Source organism: Scytonema sp. UIC 10036 (assembly GCF_009725235.1).
This window is the reverse complement of the sequence record NZ_WJFC01000021.1, coordinates 53044-74856: the sequence shown is the minus strand read 5'-3', so window position 1 is coordinate 74856 and position 21813 is coordinate 53044. Positions and strand designations below refer to the sequence as shown.

Annotated in this window: 22 protein-coding genes and 1 pseudogene; 5 read left to right on the top strand and 18 right to left on the bottom strand. The window is 41.8% G+C overall.

Translation table 11 applies throughout. The features are described 5' to 3' along the window. Nucleotides 1-55 precede the first annotated feature (55 nt). Entirely contained in the window at nucleotides 56-298 is a 243-nt protein-coding gene (locus F7734_RS63390) for a hypothetical protein (RefSeq protein WP_243146847.1), read from the top strand. Between the two features lie 53 nt (nucleotides 299-351). Here F7734_RS63390 and trxB read toward each other — a convergent pair. Next, nucleotides 352-1281, bottom strand: a pseudogene (gene trxB, locus F7734_RS12585) (thioredoxin-disulfide reductase); the annotation flags it as partial. Nucleotides 1282-1288: 7 nt separating this feature from the next. Beyond that, entirely contained in the window at nucleotides 1289-1822 is a 534-nt protein-coding gene (locus F7734_RS12580; protein ID WP_347566186.1) for a cytochrome c biogenesis protein CcdA, read from the bottom strand. Between the two features lie 433 nt (nucleotides 1823-2255). Between F7734_RS12580 and F7734_RS12575 the strand changes: the two genes are divergently transcribed. Further along, nucleotides 2256-2861 (top strand): sigma-70 family RNA polymerase sigma factor, encoded by a 606-nt coding sequence (locus tag F7734_RS12575; RefSeq protein WP_155745014.1) that lies wholly within the window; start codon nucleotides 2256-2258, stop codon nucleotides 2859-2861. Then, nucleotides 2854-3657, top strand: coding sequence for an anti-sigma factor (locus F7734_RS12570; protein ID WP_155745012.1), 804 nt, complete (start codon nucleotides 2854-2856; stop codon nucleotides 3655-3657). Before F7734_RS12575 ends, F7734_RS12570 begins: the two co-directional genes overlap by 8 nt. Nucleotides 3658-3758: 101 nt before the next feature. On the opposite strand, the gene F7734_RS12565 is transcribed toward F7734_RS12570, so the two are convergent. Then, nucleotides 3759-5381 (bottom strand): cyclic peptide export ABC transporter, encoded by a 1623-nt coding sequence (locus tag F7734_RS12565; RefSeq protein WP_155745010.1) that lies wholly within the window; start codon nucleotides 5379-5381, stop codon nucleotides 3759-3761. A gap of 249 nt (nucleotides 5382-5630) precedes the next feature. Between F7734_RS12565 and F7734_RS12560 the strand changes: the two genes are divergently transcribed. Both F7734_RS12560 and F7734_RS60680 read left to right on the top strand, forming a co-directional pair. Continuing rightward, nucleotides 5631-6914, top strand: coding sequence for an NAD(P)/FAD-dependent oxidoreductase (locus tag F7734_RS12560; protein ID WP_155745008.1), 1284 nt, complete (start codon nucleotides 5631-5633; stop codon nucleotides 6912-6914). 125 nt (nucleotides 6915-7039) lie between these two features. After that, nucleotides 7040-7213 carry a hypothetical protein gene (locus tag F7734_RS60680; RefSeq protein ID WP_166481872.1) on the top strand — a complete coding sequence of 58 codons (174 nt, stop codon included), beginning with the start codon at nucleotides 7040-7042 and terminating at the stop codon, nucleotides 7211-7213. Between the two features lie 343 nt (nucleotides 7214-7556). Here the strand turns inward: F7734_RS60680 and F7734_RS12555 are convergent, their stop codons facing one another. From F7734_RS12555 to F7734_RS12490, 15 genes are all read right to left on the bottom strand, one after another. Next, entirely contained in the window at nucleotides 7557-9299 is a 1743-nt protein-coding gene (locus F7734_RS12555) for a hypothetical protein (protein ID WP_155745007.1), read from the bottom strand. A gap of 57 nt (nucleotides 9300-9356) precedes the next feature. Beyond that, nucleotides 9357-10016 carry a phage tail protein gene (locus F7734_RS12550; RefSeq protein WP_155745005.1) on the bottom strand — a complete coding sequence of 220 codons (660 nt, stop codon included), beginning with the start codon at nucleotides 10014-10016 and terminating at the stop codon, nucleotides 9357-9359. 11 nt (nucleotides 10017-10027) lie between these two features. Then, entirely contained in the window at nucleotides 10028-10990 is a 963-nt protein-coding gene (locus tag F7734_RS12545) for a baseplate J/gp47 family protein (protein WP_155745003.1), read from the bottom strand. A gap of 197 nt (nucleotides 10991-11187) precedes the next feature. Continuing rightward, complete coding sequence (locus F7734_RS12540) at nucleotides 11188-14067, bottom strand: putative baseplate assembly protein (RefSeq protein WP_155745001.1); 2880 nt, start codon at nucleotides 14065-14067, stop codon at nucleotides 11188-11190. 2 nt (nucleotides 14068-14069) lie between these two features. Further along, complete coding sequence (locus F7734_RS12535) at nucleotides 14070-14471, bottom strand: GPW/gp25 family protein (protein WP_155745000.1); 402 nt, start codon at nucleotides 14469-14471, stop codon at nucleotides 14070-14072. Between the two features lie 148 nt (nucleotides 14472-14619). Then, the gene (locus F7734_RS12530) at nucleotides 14620-15009 is read right to left on the bottom strand and encodes a PAAR domain-containing protein (protein ID WP_155744999.1); all 390 of its coding nucleotides are present in this window, start codon (nucleotides 15007-15009) and stop codon (nucleotides 14620-14622) included. Between the two features lie 99 nt (nucleotides 15010-15108). After that, nucleotides 15109-15756, bottom strand: a complete 648-nt coding sequence (locus F7734_RS12525) for a phage baseplate assembly protein V (protein ID WP_155744997.1) — start codon at nucleotides 15754-15756, stop codon at nucleotides 15109-15111. Beyond that, complete coding sequence (locus F7734_RS12520; RefSeq protein WP_155744995.1) at nucleotides 15753-16814, bottom strand: contractile injection system protein, VgrG/Pvc8 family; 1062 nt, start codon at nucleotides 16812-16814, stop codon at nucleotides 15753-15755. The genes F7734_RS12525 and F7734_RS12520 overlap by 4 nt, the downstream gene beginning before the upstream one ends. An 11-nt stretch (nucleotides 16815-16825) precedes the next feature. After that, a complete protein-coding gene (locus F7734_RS12515) occupies nucleotides 16826-17494 on the bottom strand; it encodes a LysM peptidoglycan-binding domain-containing protein (RefSeq protein ID WP_155744993.1) in 669 nt (222 codons plus the stop codon). Nucleotides 17495-17603: 109 nt separating this feature from the next. Further along, complete coding sequence (locus F7734_RS12510; protein WP_155744991.1) at nucleotides 17604-18863, bottom strand: hypothetical protein; 1260 nt, start codon at nucleotides 18861-18863, stop codon at nucleotides 17604-17606. A 5-nt stretch (nucleotides 18864-18868) separates the two neighbouring features. Beyond that, on the bottom strand, nucleotides 18869-19396 hold the full coding sequence (locus F7734_RS12505; protein WP_155744988.1) for a phage tail protein: 528 nt from the start codon (nucleotides 19394-19396) through the stop codon (nucleotides 18869-18871). Continuing rightward, complete coding sequence (locus tag F7734_RS66085) at nucleotides 19393-19470, bottom strand: hypothetical protein (protein ID WP_347566185.1); 78 nt, start codon at nucleotides 19468-19470, stop codon at nucleotides 19393-19395. Before F7734_RS66085 ends, F7734_RS12505 begins: the two co-directional genes overlap by 4 nt. Nucleotides 19471-19544: 74 nt before the next feature. After that, on the bottom strand, nucleotides 19545-19907 hold the full coding sequence (locus F7734_RS12500) for a phage tail assembly protein (RefSeq protein WP_155744986.1): 363 nt from the start codon (nucleotides 19905-19907) through the stop codon (nucleotides 19545-19547). Between the two features lie 100 nt (nucleotides 19908-20007). Beyond that, the gene (locus F7734_RS12495) at nucleotides 20008-20427 is read right to left on the bottom strand and encodes a phage tail protein (protein WP_155744984.1); all 420 of its coding nucleotides are present in this window, start codon (nucleotides 20425-20427) and stop codon (nucleotides 20008-20010) included. Nucleotides 20428-20615: 188 nt separating this feature from the next. Further along, on the bottom strand, nucleotides 20616-21782 hold the full coding sequence (locus tag F7734_RS12490; RefSeq protein ID WP_243146846.1) for a phage tail sheath subtilisin-like domain-containing protein: 1167 nt from the start codon (nucleotides 21780-21782) through the stop codon (nucleotides 20616-20618). Nucleotides 21783-21813 lie beyond the last annotated feature (31 nt).

Below are 21813 nucleotides of genomic sequence, written 5' to 3'. Positions count from 1 at the left end.
GCTTTGCCATTCGTCATAACAACAGGTCTAATTTGGAACTATAACGGAAGTAGATATGATAAATCAAGATTGGTTAGTAACAGGTGACGGCAGGTGTGAAGCCTGGGAAGAATCGGCAGATAATCTAGAATTATCAACAGGTCAATATCGACTCTATCGGTTTTTAACGGATCTTGAAGATATTCTCCATAAATTAATGATTAACCGATTAGATTCCTGCATTAACCATTCAAAAGCTGCTCGCCCTGTAAAGAAAGTTCCATCGACAGAAAAATTTTCTTGCATATTTATTTCCTAATATTGTGACGAAAAAACTGTTTAGGCAGCGAAGGTAACAGGCGATTGCTGAAGAGATAACCACCATTCAGCTTCTAAAGCTGCCATGCAACCCGTACCAGCTGCAGTAATTGCTTGACGATAAACGCGATCCTGAACGTCTCCAGCTGCCCAAATACCAGGAATGTTGGTGGCTGTACTCTTCCCCTGAGTTTTGATATAGCCTGCCTCATCCAATTCTAATTGCTCCACAAACAATTGCGTGTTGGGGGTGTGTCCAATTGCATAGAACAAGCCGCCTACTGGTAGATTAAAAACTTCGCTAGTTCGTGTGTGTTGAATTTGAACACTGCGTAGAACTTCATCACCATCTACACTTACAGGTAAGCTATGCCAGTGGATGTAAATTTGGTTGTGGTTGAAAACACGCTCCTGCATGGTTTTGGAAGCTCGCAAGCGATCGCTACGCACCAGTAAATGAACCTTACAGGCATATTTCGTCAGATACAAGGCTTCCTCAACAGCAGAATCGCCGCCTCCAACTACGGCAATGTCTGCATTTTTAAATAAAGGGTTTGCGCCATCGCAAATAGCACAAGCGGAGATACCATTATTCCAAAACTTCTCCTAACCAGGTAAATGTAATCTTTTCGCAGTTGCTCCTGTACAGATGATAACAGCGCGAGCCTTTACTTCTAGCAGATCGCCTCTGGCGATCGCAAAAGGGTATTGACTAAAATCCACAGCAATTACATCATCGGTAATTAACGTAGCACCGCAGTACCGTGCTTGCTGCCGCATCTGCTGCATTAATAGTGGACCTTAAATTCCTTCTGAGAAACCGGGATAGTTCTCTACTTGAGTGGTGGTCATCAATTGACCTCCAGGTATCCCTCCAACACTAAATCCTTCAAATACCAGAGGCTTGAGTTGAGCACGTCCCGCATAGATAGCGGCGGTATAGCCTGCTGGTCCAGAGCCAATAATAACCAGATTCTCGACCATAATTAATTTAACCTCCCAAGAACCATTGAGTCCCAGTGAACAAGTAGTATGCCCCAGTCAGAATGAGCGCTAGACTACCAAAACGGATAATTCCCTCGGAATGTTTCAACAACTGATTGCTTTGTTTCGCAAGCCCCGTAAATAAACTCGCGAGAAAAATCAAAATGGTATAACCTAGAGCATAACTGACCATTGTTAACGTACCTAAGACCTGAGAACCTGTTGCTGCGGCGGCTGCTAGCACGGCAAACAGTACCGGACTGGCACAGGGAGAACTGACCAGAGCAAAAGTCAACCCGACTCCATATGGTCCAGCCAGGGGAAGATTCACATTCATCTGCGGTAAAGGCAGTTTTATTACCCCCATTAACCACAGACCCATCACAGCCATAATTAGTCCTACTACAATATTGATGTAGCCACGATACTCTACCATGACGGCTCCGGCAAAGGATGAAACCAAGCCAAACAAACTTAAAATCGTGACTGCTCCCAGGACAAATAAACCAGCTTTCTTAAAGGCATCCCAACGGGATTTAATTTTTAGCGTGCCGATATAGCTGAGGTTGTTGCTACCATTGATAATGTGAAGACAAGGCTACTCAAACAAATTTTGAGCAAGAAATTCATGTGTTTGTGCATACAATTTTTCCTGTTCTAGAGTTTCAATTGCAGGATGGATGCTGCCACAATACATACAATATTGTGCGGTGGTTTCCCCAAAATTGGGAAATTAAATTGTGATTTTGTGGGCATCTGCTTATAAGACGACTGAATTTTGAAATTGGATTTAATGAAATCCGACTTGTTGGTAAATTATTTTGTGAGAGTATCCAATCCGATCGCACGACACCAGTCGTCATAAAATAGATAGCTTAAGCAGAGTTGCTTGTTTTAGTTTTGGAGAGAGGTGATAGAACAAAACGTATCATTAATTTGCTTCAATATCTACTTAGATATGTTTTTGACATAGCATGGAACCTAAACTTCCCCAGTCAAATTCGAGAGAGCTTCAAGAGGAGACAGATGAAGCTTTGTTTGTGGCGCTTAAAAATGGCGATTCTTCTGCATTAAGCGTTTTGTTCAATCGTCATAGCCTTTTAGTGTATGGATTAGCACTCAAGATTTTGGCTGACTCGCAAGAAGCAGAAGACTTGACGCAAGAAGTTTTTCTCACACTGTGGAGAAAAGCATCTAGCAACCCAGATTGTCGGTTTTTCGTTCGCTATCTTGTGACTATCGCACGCTCGCGAGCAATTGATAAACTCCGCGCTCGTAGCAGACAACTTAAACTTGTTGAACAATGGGAAAAAACCATGACAAGCGAAGCAGCATCTTCTCCAACGCCTGTTGAGCAGGCAACCTTTGCAGAACGATCTCAACGAATTCACAATGCTCTTTTACAACTCCCAGAAAAACAGCGCCAGGTGATTGAACTCGCTTATAACCAAGGATTAAGTCAGTCAGAAATTGCCAAACAACTTGAGATTCCTCTAGGCACAGTCAAAACCTGCACCCGCCAAGGATTACTAAAACTAAAACGCATCTTACTAGATTCTGATTTATTAGCGTATGAATAAATCTTTCGATCCCGAACATATCAAAAACCTTGCAGCAGGGTTTGTCGTTGACGATCTTACCCCTGAAGAAGCTGAAGAGTTTCGGCTGTTACTCGCTCAACATCCAGAACTAATTGCTGAAGTTGAAGATTTGCAGGAAGTTCTGCGACAAGTACTAGATGGTTTTACCGAGGTAGAAGCTCCAACGCATTTACTGCCAAAAATTCTTGCACAAGTTGAAAGTTCGACCGCGCAAGCTACTGCGGCTCAAAACTCCTCAAGAGTTGCGACGCGAACACCACGCCCATGGAGGAAAATTACACTTAGCATTGCTGCACTATTTGTTGTCATTTTGGGGATTGATAATTATCGGTTACGTCAAACTCTGAGTTTTGTCACAGCAGACAACAAGCGTTTGCGCCAGGATTTTGCCCAAGCTCAAGTCGTGAAGACCATGCTCCAAAATTATGAAACGCGACTGTTTACTCTAAAAGGCGTCAACTCAGCAGATGCTGCTTCAGGTAGTATGATTATAAATCCCGAACAACAAAAAGCAGTCATGGTTTTCCAGAATCTTCCCGCCCCACCTTCTGGATATGTCTATCTACTGTGGACAGTTGTTGCCAACGAAAAGTTACCCTGTGGTGAAGTTAAGACCCGTTCTTGGGGAAACACTTCCTATGAGCTACCATTTACTCCTCAAATGTACAGAGAATTTTATCACCCACAATTTTCTGGGTTAATTGTGACCTTGGAGACAGATAAGAATGTCTCTCGTCCCACCGGAACTGTGGTTATGCGGAGTTCACAGATTTAGCCATTACCTTCTACTTATAGCTCAGTCAATGCGATCGCTAGAATGAATTGACGTATTATTCTTCGTTTGCGAGGGCTGTAATATTTGCTCAACTCCGTTGTTTAATGAATTATCTTGCATTTTTCCTTACCATAATCTAACTTAACTAAGCGGTCTGATAAATAGAAATATTGGTCATCATGAGTAACGACTATTATAGTTTTGCCTTTATTTTTCAATTCACGCAGTATCTGCGTATAAAAAATCTTTTTAAACACGGGATCTTGATCGGATGCCCATTCATCAAATACATATATAGGACGGTCTTCTAAATAAGCTGTCAACAAGGCTAAACGTTTTCGTTGTCCTTGAGACAATGAGGTAGTAGAAAGTACGCCATCTTTGATTTTCACTTTTTTATCTAGTTGTAATTTAACTAAATAGTCATGAATTTGATTGTCAGCAATAGTTTTATCCAAATATAAAAAATTATCGAACAGATAAAAATCAGAAAATACAACTGAAAAATGTTGGCGAAACCACTCTTGATTTTCTGTTGTAACTAGTTTGTTATTGAGATAAATTTTTCCACTTTCAGGAATATATAAACCAGTAATTAGTTTAATAAGAGTAGACTTCCCACTACCATTACCACCAATTATAAAAACAATTTCACCACCTAAAACAGTTAAATCGATTGGACCAAGAGTAAAAGCTGTATCTTCTGAATCTTGATGATAAGTATGAGCGATCCCCACAAACTCTAGACGGTCACAAAAATTATCAGCTTTATCCCAAGCCATAAAATAACTACTATCACAGCGCTCGGACAATGATAGTTTTAGAGAATCAACCTTCTTTAAAGCAACTGTTGCCTTGCTGAAAGTAGGAATAGCACTCATAATGTAATCTAAAGGTGAAAGCAAGTAGAGAATAGTCAGTGCATATCCAGATAAAATATGAGTGGGGATAATTTGGAGAGTAGGCAGAGCAAAAATTACTAGTCCAACAACTACAAAGAATAAACTATTGCCCCAACTAGCAGCAGTTGCAAATATAGTCATCCCAACTACATTTTTACGCCGATAAACTTGTACAGTTTCTTGAAGTTCTTTCTTCAAAAAAGTTTGTCTTCGCTGATAGTGAAGCTTAAGTTCTTTTGTTCCTTCAGTAATACTCTGAAAATGGTTAAACAATTTATCTTCTTGCTGGCGAGCTAAGAGAAAAAATGATGTTGCTTTGTTTGCTATCTGTTGATAGCTAAATATTCCTAATAATAAAGATATGACTACCAAAAAAAATATGATTGGTGACAACCACAATAAATAAAAAAGACAACTAACTACAATAGTTAGATCGATACACAACGTAGGAATAATGTAAACTGTGTTAGAAATTGCTAAAACATCATCTGTTAATGTAGCTAAGATACGATGTTTTCCTAAAACTTCTAGATGATATAGTGGAGCAGCTAAAATTCTTTCGCTCAATGTAAGGCGTAAGCTCATAATGGCTTTTTCTGCTAAATTTATTAACAAATATTTAGAAATAATATTAGTCAGAAATTTTAGAAAACAAAGACCAACAAAACTCCAAATTAATGTTGTTGTCAGTGATAATTGATTTAATCGAGTATTAATTATTACAAGCAATCCTGTTGTGTTAACCCCACTTAATAACCCAACGAAAGCAGCAAGAGCCAGAATTTTCCAAGAAGAGCGTAACAGCAAAGTTATTAAGTTCATGTCAACTCTTTCGCTATAGATAGACTTGCTGTTTATATATAGAGGCTAACAATTTCCTTGTCCATACAGAAAAGTTAAGTAATCGGCTATTAGAGTGGCTTAACTTACAAACTTAACTCATAAAATTATGAGGTAGCAACGGGATTTCTGTGGATTGGCAATAGCTCAAATTCCCTAACTAATCTATATCGACTATTGAAACCGAACAAGTTTATAAAAGTAACAGTTAAGTTTGCAAGCAAAGTTCATATGAATACTAAACTAGACGTTATCATTATTGGGGCTGGTTTTTGCGGTATCACTGTAGCTGCTAGTTTAAAGACATTTGGGATTGATAATTTTGTCGTCATAGAGAAAGGCGACACTGTAGCAACTATCTGGAAAAATGCCTACGAGCGACTAGTGAGCCAAAATCCTTACTTTTCTCTACCTTTTTTTGAGGGAAAGGAAAAATATTCCACTTTTAAGACCAAAGATGAGATGGTGCAGTATTTAACAGAATATGCACATCATTTTCAAGTGAATCCACATATTCGTTTTGCTGAGGAGGTACAAAGCGTTACCAAGATTTATAATCAGAATCAAACAGATTATAACTGGCAAATACAAACAAGTAAAGATATTTTACAATGCAAGGTTCTTGTTATCTGCACCGGGCTAACTCATGAACCTATAATTCCAAATTTTCTGGGACAAGAAGATTTTTCAGGTCAGATTCTTCATAGTAGTGCTTATAAAAATGGCATTCCTTATCAAAATCAGAAAGTTTTAGTCGTTGGTTCGGGAAATTCAGCAGCAGAAATAGCATTAGATTTATATGAGCATGGTGCTGCTGATGTACATATATTAATTCGCGGTAAACGTTGGGTATTTCCTCTTTATCCAAGATTGCGATCGCTACAATATTGGTTATGGCGAAGTAAGTCATACCTTAAAAGGTTGTTTCATCAAAATACAATCTCTACTAGAATAGAAGCTATGGAGAGAGCGATAAATTTCTCTCCAGAAGAATTGCAAGCAGAAATCAAAGAGACCGATCAATTTATTCAGCGTTTTGCTTTAGATTTGAGTGCGTACTCTATTTATCCAGAAGATAAAGGACCAATGGATGTAGAAGTTAATCAAGGTCGTGTAGCTTGGGTAGATAGAGGTACTGTCAACCAAATTAAAAAAGGAAATATTCAAGTCATCTCTAGTAGTATTCAGCAACTCTCAAAAACAAGTGTAACTTTTGCTAACGGTGTATCACAAGATTATGATGCAATTATTTTAGGGACTGGCTTTCGTCCCGGCATCAATAAAATTTTGAAACAACCTGAATTGTATCTTAATGTAAACGATAGATTACTACCAAAAACAGATGGTAAGTGTCAATCTATTGTTGAGCCAACGCTATATTTTGTAGGCTTTGAAAAAATTATTGGTGGCTCTGAAACTTATGGATATTACGGCTGGTGTACGGGTAAACGAATTTCCTTTCAATTGCTGGAGAGAAAATTATTATCGTGCCAAGAATTGAATGTGTCACTCTAGTTAAGAACGCTCCAGAAGAAGTTAAGTTGACTTCTGTTTTGAAATCCTTAACTTTTCTGTATCGACTTTTTTATTAGCAAATTCTATAAAGATAACAGAACACCTGTAGTCAAGGAGTTGAACTGATGAAGAGTTTAATAAATTCTATGAGCAAGATGCACTGGAATAGAATATTGACAATTGCTTTACCAATTGGCATTTTGTTATTTACACAGGCTTGTGCTCCTCGTAGATTAATATCCAACCAATCTACTGTAGAAAATCCTGTTAATTATTCGCTCAATCGTGGTGGTAATTAAATTTATTCTTCCAATATACTTTTTCTAAAGTCAAAGAACTTACACAAAATATAAAGGTGTAAGTTCTTTTATTTTATAAACTACAAATTATTTACCCACTCAAGCAGCACGCGAGGTCGTGTTAGGTATATAATCTCCCTGAAGACCACGTTCCATATTTTTTTCCAAAAGTAAAAGAACCTTTATTAGCGATCGCTCTTATTAAAAGATAGCTTACTATTTTTTATTAAGCATCATACTTCGCTCTTGTCCTCTATTACCCTGAGTTGCGAAAAATACCTTGATTTTCTATATAAAGACTCAGCGATCGCCCTTGACGCAAGCCGTACCCGGCTTATCGCATTCAAACAGATTGGGCTAAAAGCATCTTTATACTGCTCAACTCGGCTTTGAGAGTGGCAATTTCGGCTTGTTGCGCCTGCATGATGGCAAGCAATTCTGATAATTGTGGATAACTAGATGGTAAACCCACAACTGTATTGATTCGCTTCACTCCCTGTTCATCAGAAGCTTCCCAAGCTCGACCCACAACCAGTCCATATTCAGCAGATGTAATTTTCTCAGGTGAGACAGCAATTCCTGTACCATCATTCAAACCAGATGGAATAATAAAATCTCCCAATTGAACCGCACCACAAACCTTAACCGACACTTGACCTAGAAATGAGACTGGTTCATATAAATGCCGATCTTGATGCTCTGGCATATTACCTAAGACAATTGGTTTATCAGTAATTGCCATGACGTGATGAGCACCTGTAACCGTTTTGGTGATTTTGCCACCAAACACACCTACAATATCACCAGGCTCAATCGCTTCATCTGCTCGGAAACGAGGTAAGCACTCAGCATAATCAGCACTATTTCCTGAGAATTGAATGTTATTCCCATTGCCATGAATTCCACCAATTTGACGCAAGGAGTCAAAAAACCTTATGAAAGCGTGATTAAGATTAAGATTAGTGCCTGATGCTTTCAAAGCCAAAACAGTTGTAGATGCGTTTGAGTTCGATATAGTATTTTCAAATAGAACAGTTGCATTCTCAGATGCTCCACCAGATTCATTACCTTGAACATGCAAGGGATTGCTCGGCGTTGTTGTACCAATCCCCACATTACCATTCGGCTCAATAGTGCAACGAGGTGTAGTACCTATATTACCATCTGTGTAGAAGCGGATCGGAGCATTGGTGGTGACAAAGCGCATCCAAGTCGATGGTATTTGAGAATACAATCCAAGATCGCGTGTACTGGTAATCGCTGCACCACCTTGCTGAATGACACCATCGCCAACATGAATCCGCCCGTTAATATCCAAGGTTTGAAGGGGTTGGGTTGTTCCTATCCCAACATTGCTATCAACGGTTAACGATCCTGTAGTGTGAACGGCATCATCAACTTCCAACGCACCAGAAGCATGATCCGAGCGGAGTATTCCATGTATTGTAATGCGAGCGCTATCTGCATTGCCAAGCGTTGAGTTACCGTGTACCTCTAAATTTCCGGAGACTGAGAGATTTTCACTAACATTAGCACCACCAGCGACAGTCAGGATATTATTAATTGTCACTTCTGGCAAATTAGCACCAGGAGCGATCCAAGAACTGACGTAACGTCGAACCGAATCATCGATTGGTGGATTTTGGTTCAGACTAATTCGCGCCAAAGGCACATCATCTTCTCCAGGCGTACCAAAAACGAAAGATGGTGTTTCGGTAATGCGAGTGTGGGTATTGAGGGCATCAGCACCAGGACCTTGGTAGCGATCGCTATCTGCTCGAAATTCATCATAACGAATTGACACAATAAAGGGACCATCACCCTCAGGGAGTTGAACTGTCCGTGCGGTAGTCAGTATAATTTCTCGTCCTTTGTTGTCAACAGCAACACCAGGATCTATAGTAAGACTGCGATCGCTTCCTGTGGTTCTAGTGATACGCAATCCATCACCAACGACGCCCGATCCGTGTAAAGCGAGCAGATGTTGCTGTCGCAAAGTGCTATGATAAGCTTGTTCGTCTTGAAAATCTTTTTCGACTAGGAATTGAGCGCGAAAGTAGTTGGGGCGTTTAATTTCATTATCCATAGTAAGGAACTCCTATTATTCATTGGTAAATCCAAAATCCAAAATCCAAAATTGATATCACTGTTCTTTTTCCGGGGGTTCTTCCGAGGGAATAGTTCCAAGTACTGTACCAATACCTAGTTTGGAGTTACGGCGATTGGGATGGGCGGGATCGCCAATTCGCATAGTGGGGAAGCGAACATCAAGGTCATAACTTGTATGAGCAGGTTTTTCCAATTCGATAACATTGCTCGCAATATCAAGCTGTCGTCCAAGTATTTCTGGGTTGTTAATAGCCGGAAAGCTGATAATGACTTGAAAATGGTGAACTCGCCCGGTTTCTTCATTCACACTAGGTGTGGCAGATAGAAACAGTTCTAAGAGTTGTTGCAGGTTGGCTTTAGTACCGCGAAATTGGTAACGTTCCACGCTGCGAGCAATAAATCTACGCTGACTGCGTTCATCTAAATCGGCTCGTAAGCTTAAAGCTACCCAACTTGCTAACCAGGCGAGAAATTCTTGAGGAGTTTCTTGAGGTTTGCGAGAATCAATGGGATTGAGGTCAATCGAATTCAAATAGCGGGGAATAGCAGCAATTTCTTCTTCTAACCCTTGAACTTCAAAACCAACATCATCTGGTCGCCCTAATAGAACTTTTTCAAAGGCTCTAAGGTATAAATCGATATCGGAATCGGCTTGATAAATTGCAGGTAAATAATCTAATAAGCGGTTAGCCATAGTGAATAAATTTACGAACGGGTGACTCGCTCGAAAGGTTGAATGGGAGACGAAATTTGTAAATCGCCAGAATTGACTTGGATAGCAACTAATTCATCCGGTTGGAGAGCGATCGCGACTAACTCCCCCCTAGAATTACGGACTGCTCGTTGTTCTGTAGTAGTATCTATAACTATCTCATCTTGGTTATCAATTTTTTCAACGTAATTCACCCCAGGAACGCGATCTAACAAGCTATAAATTTCGGAAACATAAATACTGCGTCCAAATTTCCAACCTTGTCGTTCCTCTCCTCCTTCGAGTGGATGGAAGAATTGTTGTAAAGCTGCGATCACCTGTGTTTCTACTCGTAAGGGTTGGGCATCACGCTTGAGCTGTAACCTCAGCCGAACTCGTATTGAAAGATACCGAGGAGCAACAATATGCACGCGAGTTGTTAAGAGTCGTCGCGGTTCGAGATAATTGCTCACAGTTGTCAGTAAACTAGGTTCGGGCTGAGGAATCGTATTGTTAACAGCTTTAGGGACAACAACAATACTGATATGCTCTGGTCTATCTGCATAGCGTTCTGAGGAATCCAACAGCGTCAAGTCCCGCCGGGGGACACAATGTGTACGAGCGACATCCGGATGGGCAGCACGCGCTAGTTCCTCAAAATCATCACAGGTAATAGCCCGTTGATGCTGACGTAATTGCAACACACTTTGACGGATATCATCCTGCAAATCTGTTCCTGGTTGCCACTCCGAACCATTCAGAAGTCGCAAAAACATCTGTATATTTTGTTGTGTAATTCGGTTTTGCCGATACAGCAACATTTCTGTGATGTGGGCAAACATTTCAATGAGTGTAATCCCCGGATCGGCAGGATTATGGTTTGTCCATTCTGGTGCATAAGTGGGGATCAGATTTAAAGCTTCGGCAACTAAATCGTTATAAGTGCGATCGTCTAGGTTGGGAAGGGAAAGAGGCATAAGGTTAAAGTTAGCACAATTAAAATTAACTAGTGAAGAGCGTCATTGGTCATTTGTCATTGGTAAGGATTTCCGGCATATAAACATTTTGTAATGTCTTACATAGCGTACTCTACCCTACTGAAGTAAAAATTTATCAGCGTCCATCTGCGTTCATCTGCGGTTAAATTAATATTCTGTATCTCAGGAAACTACAGCTAAATCGTTAAATTAATCGTGTGATTGCCGGAATAAACTAGAAATTGACTACTCTCTGGAGTTGGGGAAATACTTAGACTATGAATGCGATCGACACCAGGAACGGCTTCGAGTAAAGCATAGAGATCGGATTTATAAGGTTCTCGTCCAAAGTCCCAGCCTTTACCATTTAGTCCACCTGTAAGAGGATGGAGAAAACGGTCAAGAGTTTGGCGAACAGCTACTTCCACACTGCTAGCTGAATCAAGAGAGACTAAAGCAACTTCCGTTGTCACATCAACGCGGACATACTCCGGTCCCACAACCACTAAATCGGCATTTGGCAAGCGACGGCGGTCAAGATAAGACTGCACGCGATCGAGCAATTCTAAACTGGGTGAAGGATTGGGTGCATCACTATTAGGCACAACAATTACACTCAATACGCCCGGTGTTGTTGGTGTTTCCGAAGTTATGACTGGATTTACTACCAGATTGTGTAGAGGAACGCATTTTGCTCGTGCAACTTCTGGTGAAGCTTGCATTGCCAAATCTTCATAGTCTTCTACTGTCACAGCCCGATAGCGGTGACGGAGTTGGCGGGGAATGCGATCGCGTAGACTTGCTAAACTTTCAGCGTCAGTTCCTCCTGTTGCTGCTTCATAATTCGTGACTGCTTTAATAAAGGGGACAGTGGTTTTGAGTTGAGAGATCGCCCCTGGGTTGCGGTTACCTGCTGCTCCCCCTCCAGTTTGATAGCGGGTAAGGCGAATATTACCCCTACCAGGTGGAGGAATCATTCCCTGTTGTCCGTCCCCAAAATGAATTTCTCCAGTGAGATGGTTGAGGATATAATGACGATCGCGAGGTGCAGAACCATAAAAGTCAATCACTTCTTGCCAACGAATCCAGCCATTGAACTCCTGCACATCCAAGTGTTGACCATCTAAAATTGGAGCGTGAGTCGTGCGGAAGATTTGAGACTCAGTACCATCACTAGAACCGAGAATTTCGTTGTGTAAAGTTTGAGCCTGAACTGCCATTGTTGTATTCAATAACAATCTTTGTAAATGAAGCGCTGTCAATGCTGTATTACTTAGCAACCGAACTCTTAACCAGTATCTTTCTCTACCAAACTCTATAGATGGAGTAAAATTTGCTGGTATTAAAACTTCCACCAAACCCGATCTGCTAAACCCAGCAGTTTCATCTCGGATTGCCAATGTTTGCCAAGCCTCACCGTTAAAATAATCCCACGCCAGACGCAAAGCTTCACGGGATAGACGACCATTGCTCAACTCTGGAACTTTAATATAAAGGTTGATAGGGCGATTGGGAAATGCCAGACGACCGGGTGGCAAAGTAAACCCTAAATAGAGCGTTGGTTGTGTATCTTTAGTCGCTTGAAAAGGAGTAAAAGCTTGTGTTGCTGAAACTGCTAGATTTTCAGAATAAACAAAATCATTCTCTGTAATAATGACTTCAGGAGCAGCCGATCGCATCAACTGATAATCCACCCGTATCGATCGAACAATTGGAGGGGTAAAACTTGCTGGTTGGAATTCATATTTATCATCCTTTTTTTCATAGCTAGCTTCAGTGCCGTAATCGCCATCGATAATTCGCACCCTAAACCAAGCATTCTCAACACCGTTGACAGTCGTCAGTTTCACCTCTGTGGGTAGAGTAAATGTTACCGTTCCAGTTTTTGTTAGTGCATTGGTGGTATCTGAAAAATTGTTAGTCAAAGGCGCGATCGCACCGTTTTTGTTTGTTGTGCCTAGCCGCAACCAAATCTGACCGTTCCAGCATTCCCATATTAGTGTTAGATTTACTGAAGCTGTTATAGCATTAATTATACTGATATTGAGCATAATACTAGCCCCTACTAAGCCAAACACTTCACGATGAGCCAGGTAAAAGGTGTCACCGAATTTGGGTTTTTCGCCAAATGGGTATAATTCTTTAGTTAAATCTATAGGTAATTGGTTTGTGAAAGCCATCTCTGGCATTAAACCAGTTCGGTTCAGCGTCGCTTGCAAACTAAGATTTTGCAAAGATAGTAGTTGTTGGCTTGTTGGAGTTATGGGGGCGAGCAGACGACAGCGCAACCAACGGTTTGTGATGCCATTCACTAAGGATATAGGGACGGCTTGAACTGTGGTGAAATTCAGTTGTCCATGGCCAGATTGGCTGATGGCTTGGGGATTAGTTGGTGCAATCCCTATCCATTCAGTTCCATTCCAAACTTGCCATTGCACCATTGCATCGTCACCCAGAGGTTGTACGGCATTGAACTGGATTTGCAAGTTTTGAATTTCGGGAAAGCTTAAAAGTTGGCTGTGTCCGATATAGAATACATGGTCAATGGGGAGATCGCCTTGAAATGCAGCAATGCTAGTACTATTCCCTGATAGTAAAGCAGCTGTTTGATCGGCATAGCGATCGCCTACAGGATCGCGCACCAACACAGACACGAGTTGTGCTGATGTAACAATTAGTTCCTTTTCTGTTTCAAATATCGTAATTTCACTGCTTCCATTTAAGGTAGAGGCAGCTACTTGAGTTCCCGAAGGCACAATAGCATCCCCAGTTGTACCTGTTGTTAAAGTAAATGTCAGTGGCACTCGTGCAGGTTGCGGCGGTAACTGAGCGGCTCCTAATAAATCCAGAAATGCCAAGAAATTTCTCTCAGGAACTCGATTGAGGCGTTGAATAATAATTTCTGCAAACCGCGCCATCACTTGCACTAACGCTGCATTCACACCCGTCAAAACTTGGGGTTCCCCAGTGTTGGGATTGCGGAAAGCTTTTGGATAGTAGAATGCTAAGAGCGATCGCAATTGTGCGGCAATTTCTGGGGCTGTGCGATCGTCGATTGGTGGTGGAGAAATTGCCATGACTACCCTGCACTCCTTTCTAAATAAAACGGATAGACTAGGTTAAACACGTTATTGGTTGACCGGACTTGATAATCGATGTTGATTAATAATTCCTCTCCATCTAAAGTTGACTGAGGGACAACTTGGACATCTAAAACATCAATACGCGGTTCCCAGAACAGCAAATCCTCACGCACCATTTGGGAAATTTGTCCAGCAGTTTCTGCTGTTTGCATCTCAAATACCAGATCGTAAATACCACTACCAAAGTTAGGACGCATGACTCTTTCTCCTTTGGCAGTACCGAGAATGAGCCAAATGGATTGACGTACACTGGCTTCATAGGCGGCGGTTTCTATGACACCGTTATCATTTGCTTTTACGGGGAAGCTTACGCCTACTCCTAAAAATGTTTTTGCCATCTCTGTTTTCTGTTAAGTTTATAGATTAAAGTTTTAGTCTTAGTTTTACCCCACCCTAACCCTCCCCTTGCAAAGGGGAGGGAACAAATTTCCGGTTTCCCCCTTTATAAGGGGGATTAAGGGGGGGTAAATCTAGAAGTTTTTAAATTCACCCCATAAATACTGTGCTGACAGCAATGACTTGTCCGATGGGTAAGTCTATAGGATCGTTGCAGGTTTCCGCTACATCACCATGACGGGCTGCCATCTTGCCGTTGATTCGTACTGTGGGACTACCTAAACGAATTGTGCCGCGATTTGCTGGTGGTGCTTGGAAGCTGGTTCCAGGGGGAGTGGGAATGTGAGGGGGAGTGTTATCTGCTGTACTGCCAATGGTGGCTGCTGGTAGTCCCATGATGTTGACATTGCTGCTGAGATTGCCATTGATGATACCGACAAAGGGATGGGGTAAGAGTTGGGGTGGTATTCCTGGTACGATGACAAGGTGATTATCAATTGCTGTAATGCGATCGCCTTGTTTAGCTGCTGGTTGTGGCATGGAGGATTTTGGATTTTAGATTTTGGATTTTAGATTGGGGATTGGGAGGACAAATGACAAATGACCAATGACCAATGACAAATGACCAATGACAACCTATTAATTCAAGTTGATAATTTGTCCTTTGAGATTCATCACGCCGTTTGTTTCTATATCAGCTTGAGCTTTAGCACTGATTTTTAGGGTGGTTGAGGAATCTAGTTCAATGGATTGTGCTTCCATCTTGAGCGTGCCATTGGGGGCTGAGAGGTTCAAGTTGTGGGCTGAATTAATGGTGATGGTATTGTTTTGTGTATCAAAGATAAGGCTGTTATTGCCGCTTTTATCAATAATTTCAATTTTTTCTCTACCATCTTGGTCATTCAAACGAATGAGATGACCGCTACGGGATTTTATGAGACGAATGTTATTATTACCATCATCATTATGAGTCGGTGGTGTATCTTGACCGTTCCACAGCGCCCCTATTATGTAGGGAAAGCGGAGATCGCCATGTTCAAACATGACTAAAACTTCGTCATGGACTTCTGGTAAAAAATAAATCCCTCGATCGCCTCCCGCCATTGGTGTTGCGACTCTTGCCCAATAACTTTCTTCGCGATCGTTCAGCCAGGGAAAGGTAACTTTAACCCGCCCTAATTTGTCAGGGTCTTGATTATTGGTTACAATACCAATTGCTACACCATAAATCCGATTGGTCATTGCCAATTGTGCTGATTCATCGATTAAAATATCTAAAAAATTCATGTAGCATTCCTCCGCACGGTGAAATGGGTATAATAACCTTCGTAGCTAGAGCGATGGCTAGCAGAGGTCACGTAGTATCTTCCACTAAAGCGATCGCCAATATCTTGAATTTCAATCGTCCGACCAGCACGTATATCGGTACAACCCAAGCACACACCCTCACCTACAATCAAATTTAAAACTGTGCGGTTGATGCAAGCAAAAGCTAATCGGTCAGCTTCTGCTTGGCTCATAATAGGCTCGGTGCTAATCTGTGCGATCGCATCCCCAAATTCTTGACTGATTTGAGTACCTTTGTACCTTCCACCCATGTCGATCGCTTCGCTACTTTTTGCTAAAAAAGGAGATTTTTGCTGATAATCCCAACCTCGCACGTCTACTTCTTTGACTTGACTGACTGAGGACAGGTAAGGCGAAAACTCCAATAAACCATTATTGAAACTCAGGCTGAGATTAGGGCTGTTACCGTTTCCCACAGGTTGGAATAACAAAGTTTTACCCTCGACGACGACTTCATACTGATTTTGCCTTGCTCGTTGTTGTAAAAACTCCCAATCGGTTTGATTGGCTTGCAGGATATAGGGGTGCGTGACATCACTATCCCTGACAGTAGGTGATAAATTTGCTTGTTGAGCAATGATAGCTGCAATCTCACTATCTTTTTGTTCGATAAACGAGCGGGTTTTGCGTCCTCTTTGCAACCGATGACGGCGATCGTAACCGCGTACAATTAAGCTGAGTGGGTCAGAGATGGAAAACCGTGGTTCTAAACCTGTAATTTCACCGTTAATGACTGTTTCAAGATTGTGACTATAACCAAATTGAATTTTGACTTCAGCACCAATAGCAAATAATTCGTCATCATCTAGCCAAAGATTGTCTGAGTCTTCAGCGCTAGTCAATTCCAACGCGAACATACTTGGTAATTCTGTGTCATCATCCACAACGATCCGAACAATATGGGTAAAAGCATCGAAGGACAGATTTGATAACGGTTGACCGTTAATGAAAATGTCAAAACTTGGTACAATAGGCTGACTCAAATCGGGTAAAACCATAACCCATCCTCCTAGCGTAATGATGGGATACTCAATGAAGTGCCAATTGTGAGATCGCGGGGATTGTCTAAACCATTTGCTTCGGCAATCTTGCGCCAGTTGGTTGGATCTTGGTAGACTTCAGCCGCAATGCTAGCAAGTGTATCTCCCAATTGCACGACACGAGTAGTCATTTCAGGATCGGTTTGACGTTGATCTGCTTCTGCATCTAGCAATTCTAGAAACACCACATTCAACTCTGCTCGTACAGGCTTGCCATCACGTCGAAACAGGGTGAATTTCTGTGTCAAACTACTGACAACGCCTACAAAGGGAAAATCAGAATTTGGCGGTGCATTTCCCCAAGACACCTCACAAGTTGGCGGACGGGGTGTTGGCTTAATCGGTTCGATACGTGTGAGAGCAACAATTTTGTTTGTTTCTTCTCGTACATCTTGAAATTGACTTTCTGTAACGTCAAAAAATAAATCTAACGACAGTTGGCGGCTGCCACCACCACTAAATGATAATGTTGGTGCGTTTAAATAATTTTGAGATTTAATTGGTTTGCAGTTACTATCCTGGGGTGGTGTCCAGTTTACCGACTTAGTAATTGAATAAGTAGTGGGGTTAAATAGAACTTCTATACTTTTGAGCTTGGAAGGTGGTTTTGGTCTAATTTTGAGTTTTGCGAGTGTCATTCGATTTTGGATTTTAGATTTTGGATTTTAGATTTTGGATTTTAGATTTTGGATTTTAGATTTTGGATTTTAGATTGATTTGAGGCTGGTAGTATTGGGCGATGATTATTCATCTACTAAATCCTCGACGTTCGCGTTCAATTCGTAACTGACGAAACAAGTTGCGACTAACCTGTTCTGCTATCTGTGCAACATCTATCTCTTGTGGAGGGGTCTGTGGTTCTTTGGAAATCCTCACTGGAGCGGGTACGAGAGTTGAGAAAGATCGCTCTGCGGAAACACTTTCGTATACTGAACCTGTATTTAAGGGGAAAGCGGCGGGAGCATTTTTTGTGCGAGGATTGGTACGTGCATAATCAGCGCCAATACCCTCAATGTTTACATTGCTATTTTCTTGAAGGTTTATTCTTTGTACATTCTGCCTAAATGGTAACAGTGAATCTGCTGCTCTGGCAGAATTGTCAAAACTTGGAAAATCAATGTATCCCAAATCCACAACATCTTCATCGTTAACCCTTTGAAGTAGTAGGGAACTGGATGGGAGTTCAAAAACAACAGGTAATGAATTAGCAGTAGATGTCAGCCCCGCTTTTACAACACTAGGATTGGAGGAAGTGCTAGGAATAGATGTATCTACAGGCGATCGCTGAATTACCTCAGCTTTTGATAATGGTAATGATGGCGTTGATGCAGTTGTCATCTGACGCAATGGTGGTTGCACCTTTGTTGTTGAAACTGAGGGCTTCACTGAATCGCGAGTCTCCAATTTTGCTTTTATTGTGGGACTGGCATTCATTTGACTAATCTTGGGAATTACTTTACGACTCACTCGAAATTGACCTTCAGGTGAAGGATTTATAGGTGAAGTAGATTGAGTCTTGGGCTGAGTAGAGGGAAAGTTTTGGTGCTTTTCCATGAGTTGAGACTCAGACCTCTCTCGATTCTCTTCTCTTGTACTTTCTTGTTTGAGAGTAAAAGATGCTGAGGGGAGAGATGTATTTGCAGGCGATCGCTGAATTAACTCGGCTTTCGACTGTTGTCTTTCTGGTTCCTGCCTTTTGCCTTCTTGCTTAATCTTCGCAATAGAATTAGCAACTGTTGACAATGTATCGCTAGGTACTTCTAAGTCTGGTGGATTTGCTAACACGAGTTCCGAACCAGCAATTTCATTAGTATGAGTGCCATAACGGGTTTGTAATTGTTGAACCAATGCCGCTCGCTGCACAATTGCCTGTGGTATTTTTGCCGCTCTTGGTTGAAAATTCAGTAAATTTACTAAACCAACAGATTCGTTCTGACAGCGTTCCAGTCTTTGTATGATAGGACTTGATGATTCTGGTGTTGTTGAGGATAAAATAGGATCGGGCATAATAATCACCTTCTTATGCGTCTAAAAGTGCCAGGTGTCCTTGGGCGACTTAAGCCACGATGCACGAGTTCTACACTTTCAAATGCCACCGCATTCGTATCAGCCCGTAGTTCTGGACCAATCCAGCGATAGGGAAAAGCATCTCTAAAATCCCACCAAATCGCTGGTAAGTGTTGTTCGTTCAACAGGTAAATACTTCCGTTGCGACGCTGAATTTTGTGATTAATAACAATATCTTGATGCCATGTCCACAACTCATCAATGAGGCTTAGTCCTCGCTTGAGAACTAAGGGTGGATATTTCGTAGCTCCGGCAAAATGGTGGCGATATTCATTAATACCACCTTCATGATATTCCATAAATTCAGTTTCCACCTGCAACCCACTACATTCTGAAAAACCACCCGCTAGAACGCCATCAATTTCAATAAAGAAATTAAAAGCTCGGTAAGGGTCAAGGATTTGGGCTGTAACATTAGTAACAACACTGGTAGCAATATTTAAACCGGGCGGTGTGTTTCCGAGAAAAGTCATTGGTTCAAACGCTGATTAATTTTAGAAATTTCTGCAACCCATTTCAGGCGTTCGGGATGTTCTAATTCCAAGATGCGATCGCCTGACCAGTGAAAATGATAAGCAATATATGCTACCTCCTCGTAGAGGCGATGGAGGGGGTAGCTTTTTACTCCCCCACGCTGCTCAACTCCACTTCAAAAGCTTGTTCGCAATGAGGACACTGAGTACGCACTCGGTTCTGTCCTGTTTGATTGACGCGACTATAGAGGTCTTGTAAATAAGCTAGATCGGCAGCATACAAACTTTCAATCACTTTAGGATTAATGTATTCTAAAGTACCTAGTTTTGTGACCACACGGGAAAGCAAGATTAACAGTAGGTAAGCTTGGTTACTACGAACCCGTGCATCTTTAAAAGGAGCAATTTCATCTAGAGCAGTGGCTAAACGCATTACCCCTTCTTTATGCAGGTTCCCCTCAGCATCAACATAGCCCAAAGGTAGCGTAAACGGAAATTCAGTTTGAAGCATACATAGTACATCATTTCTCAAAATTTACCCCTCCCCAACCCTCCCCTTGGTAAGGGGAGGGTGCCGTTAGGCGGGTGGGGTATTGTTTATCAGTGTTTTTTTAAGCTCTCACGAGTTCCTCATGGCAGATTTCTAACTGCTCAACCGCAACTTCATTACTAGTCGCGTTAAAAGTTGGTCCCGTCCACTTGGAAGCCCAAGCTCGAAGGAGATTCCAACGCATTTTTTCTTCACCAGATTCATCAACTAAAACAATTGATACATTACGTCGTTGAGTGCGTCCAGCAACAGTTGACTGCTGCCATTGCCATAATTCCTGAGAGTCGGTAATGCCACGCTTAAGCATAATTGGAGAAAATTTATTTAAGCCTGTCAACTTACGAACATGGTTAGGGTCAGTACCCACACGATATTCTACTGGATCGGTGGTGACATCTAAACCGCTACATTCTTGAAAACCAGCTTCTGTGATACCGTCAATTTCGACACGAAAGTTAAAGCCACGATATGGGTCAGTCATAGGATTTTAGATTTTGGATTTTGGATTTTGGATTGAAGATTGTGGATTAAAGATTGGGGATTGGTAGTAAGCGTCATAACGATTTTTTGAGCGCTATAGCCTTTTCTACTCCGCTGATGTACAAATTTATCAGCGTGCATCTGCGTTCATCTGCGGTTAATTTTTCTTTTTGTACCTCACAATACAAACTAAAATTCCGGTATAATTTTCGTAGTTCCAGCACGCTGAATAACTCGCACGACAATAAACTCTGCAGGTGTGGCTGGTGCTAGACCAATTTCTGTAATCACCTGTCCAAGTTCTCGGACTTCAGGCGGATTTGTTTCAGCATCGCATTTCACGTAAAATGCTTCTGCTGGAGTCTGTCCCTGCAATGCACCTTCTTGCCAAAGCTGGGTCAAATAAGCGCTCAACTCACGCTGAATGCGGTTCCACAATTGAGGAGCGTTGGGATCGAAGGTAGCACCAATTTGATTGCGCTCGATCGCACGTCCTACCGTCAAGAACAACCGCCGAACATTTATGTAACGCCAGTTGAGATCGCGGCTGAGGGTACGTGTACCCCATAAACGTATTCCCCGTCCTGGAAAACCCCGCAAACAATTAATACCTTGTCCATTTAATTCGGCGTTAGTGGGATTATCGATCGCCTTTTCTAGATCCAAGACATCGCGAATAATCTCATTAGCGGGTGCTTTAAAGACTCCCCGATCGCGATCGCTCCGAGCAAAAATTCCCGCAACATGACCGCTAGGAGGAATCAATCTACCTGAAGCATTTGTCAGCCAAGGATAATACAATGCCCCATTCACAGGCTCCTGTTGAGCAACCGTCAGTTGTTGGCGTTGAGCAATTATGGTTTCTGTGGAACGGTTCGGCAATGCATCTAGAATAGCAAAGCGATCGCCTTGTTCGACACAATGTTGTAAAACCCTCTGCTGCACCCGTAGAATAGCGTTTTCATCCGTCAGTAACATAACATCTGGTACTGCTACCAAATCCAGATCGGTGAGAGGAGCTAAAGACGCGATCGCTTGTTGAAAAGCCGATTCTTGTAGAGACTCCACGCGCACCACATAACAACGAGTACCACCATTCTCAAAAAACCCCCGAATAGCCGTTTGCAAATACCCCTCAGACTTAACACCCAAGACATTTGTCACTGTATTCGTAAAAGAGTCCTCAAACTCCCTTTGCCGATGTAACAAAATTGGAAAATTAGCACGCGGTTCAGCAATATTATCCAGACGATTAAATATACCTACAAATCCTGGAATACCAGTTAGTAAAGGAGCTTCTGGCTGTAAGAAAATCTCCTCTCGATACACACCAGGAGCGCGATAAGCAGTCATCATAAATTCTTCTTTGCGCCTTTGCGCCTTTGCG

Coding starts and splice junctions, on each gene's coding strand:
- F7734_RS60680 (WP_166481872.1), top strand. CDS start 7,040: ATGAAGAGTTTAATAAATTCTATGAGCAAGATGCACTGGAATAGAATA.
- F7734_RS12550 (WP_155745005.1), bottom strand. CDS start 10,016: ATGGCTAACCGCTTATTAGATTATTTACCTGCAATTTATCAAGCCGAT.
- F7734_RS12555 (WP_155745007.1), bottom strand. CDS start 9,299: ATGGATAATGAAATTAAACGCCCCAACTACTTTCGCGCTCAATTCCTA.
- F7734_RS12500 (WP_155744986.1), bottom strand. CDS start 19,907: ATGCTTCAAACTGAATTTCCGTTTACGCTACCTTTGGGCTATGTTGAT.
- F7734_RS12570 (WP_155745012.1), top strand. CDS start 2,854: ATGAATAAATCTTTCGATCCCGAACATATCAAAAACCTTGCAGCAGGG.
- F7734_RS12520 (WP_155744995.1), bottom strand. CDS start 16,814: ATGGTTTTACCCGATTTGAGTCAGCCTATTGTACCAAGTTTTGACATT.
- F7734_RS12560 (WP_155745008.1), top strand. CDS start 5,631: ATGAATACTAAACTAGACGTTATCATTATTGGGGCTGGTTTTTGCGGT.
- F7734_RS12530 (WP_155744999.1), bottom strand. CDS start 15,009: ATGCCACAACCAGCAGCTAAACAAGGCGATCGCATTACAGCAATTGAT.
- F7734_RS12535 (WP_155745000.1), bottom strand. CDS start 14,471: ATGGCAAAAACATTTTTAGGAGTAGGCGTAAGCTTCCCCGTAAAAGCA.
- F7734_RS12495 (WP_155744984.1), bottom strand. CDS start 20,427: ATGACTGACCCATATCGTGGCTTTAACTTTCGTGTCGAAATTGACGGT.
- F7734_RS12505 (WP_155744988.1), bottom strand. CDS start 19,396: ATGACTTTTCTCGGAAACACACCGCCCGGTTTAAATATTGCTACCAGT.
- F7734_RS12515 (WP_155744993.1), bottom strand. CDS start 17,494: ATGACACTCGCAAAACTCAAAATTAGACCAAAACCACCTTCCAAGCTC.
- F7734_RS12490 (WP_243146846.1), bottom strand. CDS start 21,782: ATGATGACTGCTTATCGCGCTCCTGGTGTGTATCGAGAGGAGATTTTC.
- F7734_RS12545 (WP_155745003.1), bottom strand. CDS start 10,990: ATGCCTCTTTCCCTTCCCAACCTAGACGATCGCACTTATAACGATTTA.
- F7734_RS12540 (WP_155745001.1), bottom strand. CDS start 14,067: ATGGCAATTTCTCCACCACCAATCGACGATCGCACAGCCCCAGAAATT.
- F7734_RS12510 (WP_155744991.1), bottom strand. CDS start 18,863: ATGCCCGATCCTATTTTATCCTCAACAACACCAGAATCATCAAGTCCT.
- F7734_RS12575 (WP_155745014.1), top strand. CDS start 2,256: ATGGAACCTAAACTTCCCCAGTCAAATTCGAGAGAGCTTCAAGAGGAG.
- F7734_RS12565 (WP_155745010.1), bottom strand. CDS start 5,381: ATGAACTTAATAACTTTGCTGTTACGCTCTTCTTGGAAAATTCTGGCT.
- F7734_RS12525 (WP_155744997.1), bottom strand. CDS start 15,756: ATGAATTTTTTAGATATTTTAATCGATGAATCAGCACAATTGGCAATG.
- F7734_RS63390 (WP_243146847.1), top strand. CDS start 56: ATGATAAATCAAGATTGGTTAGTAACAGGTGACGGCAGGTGTGAAGCC.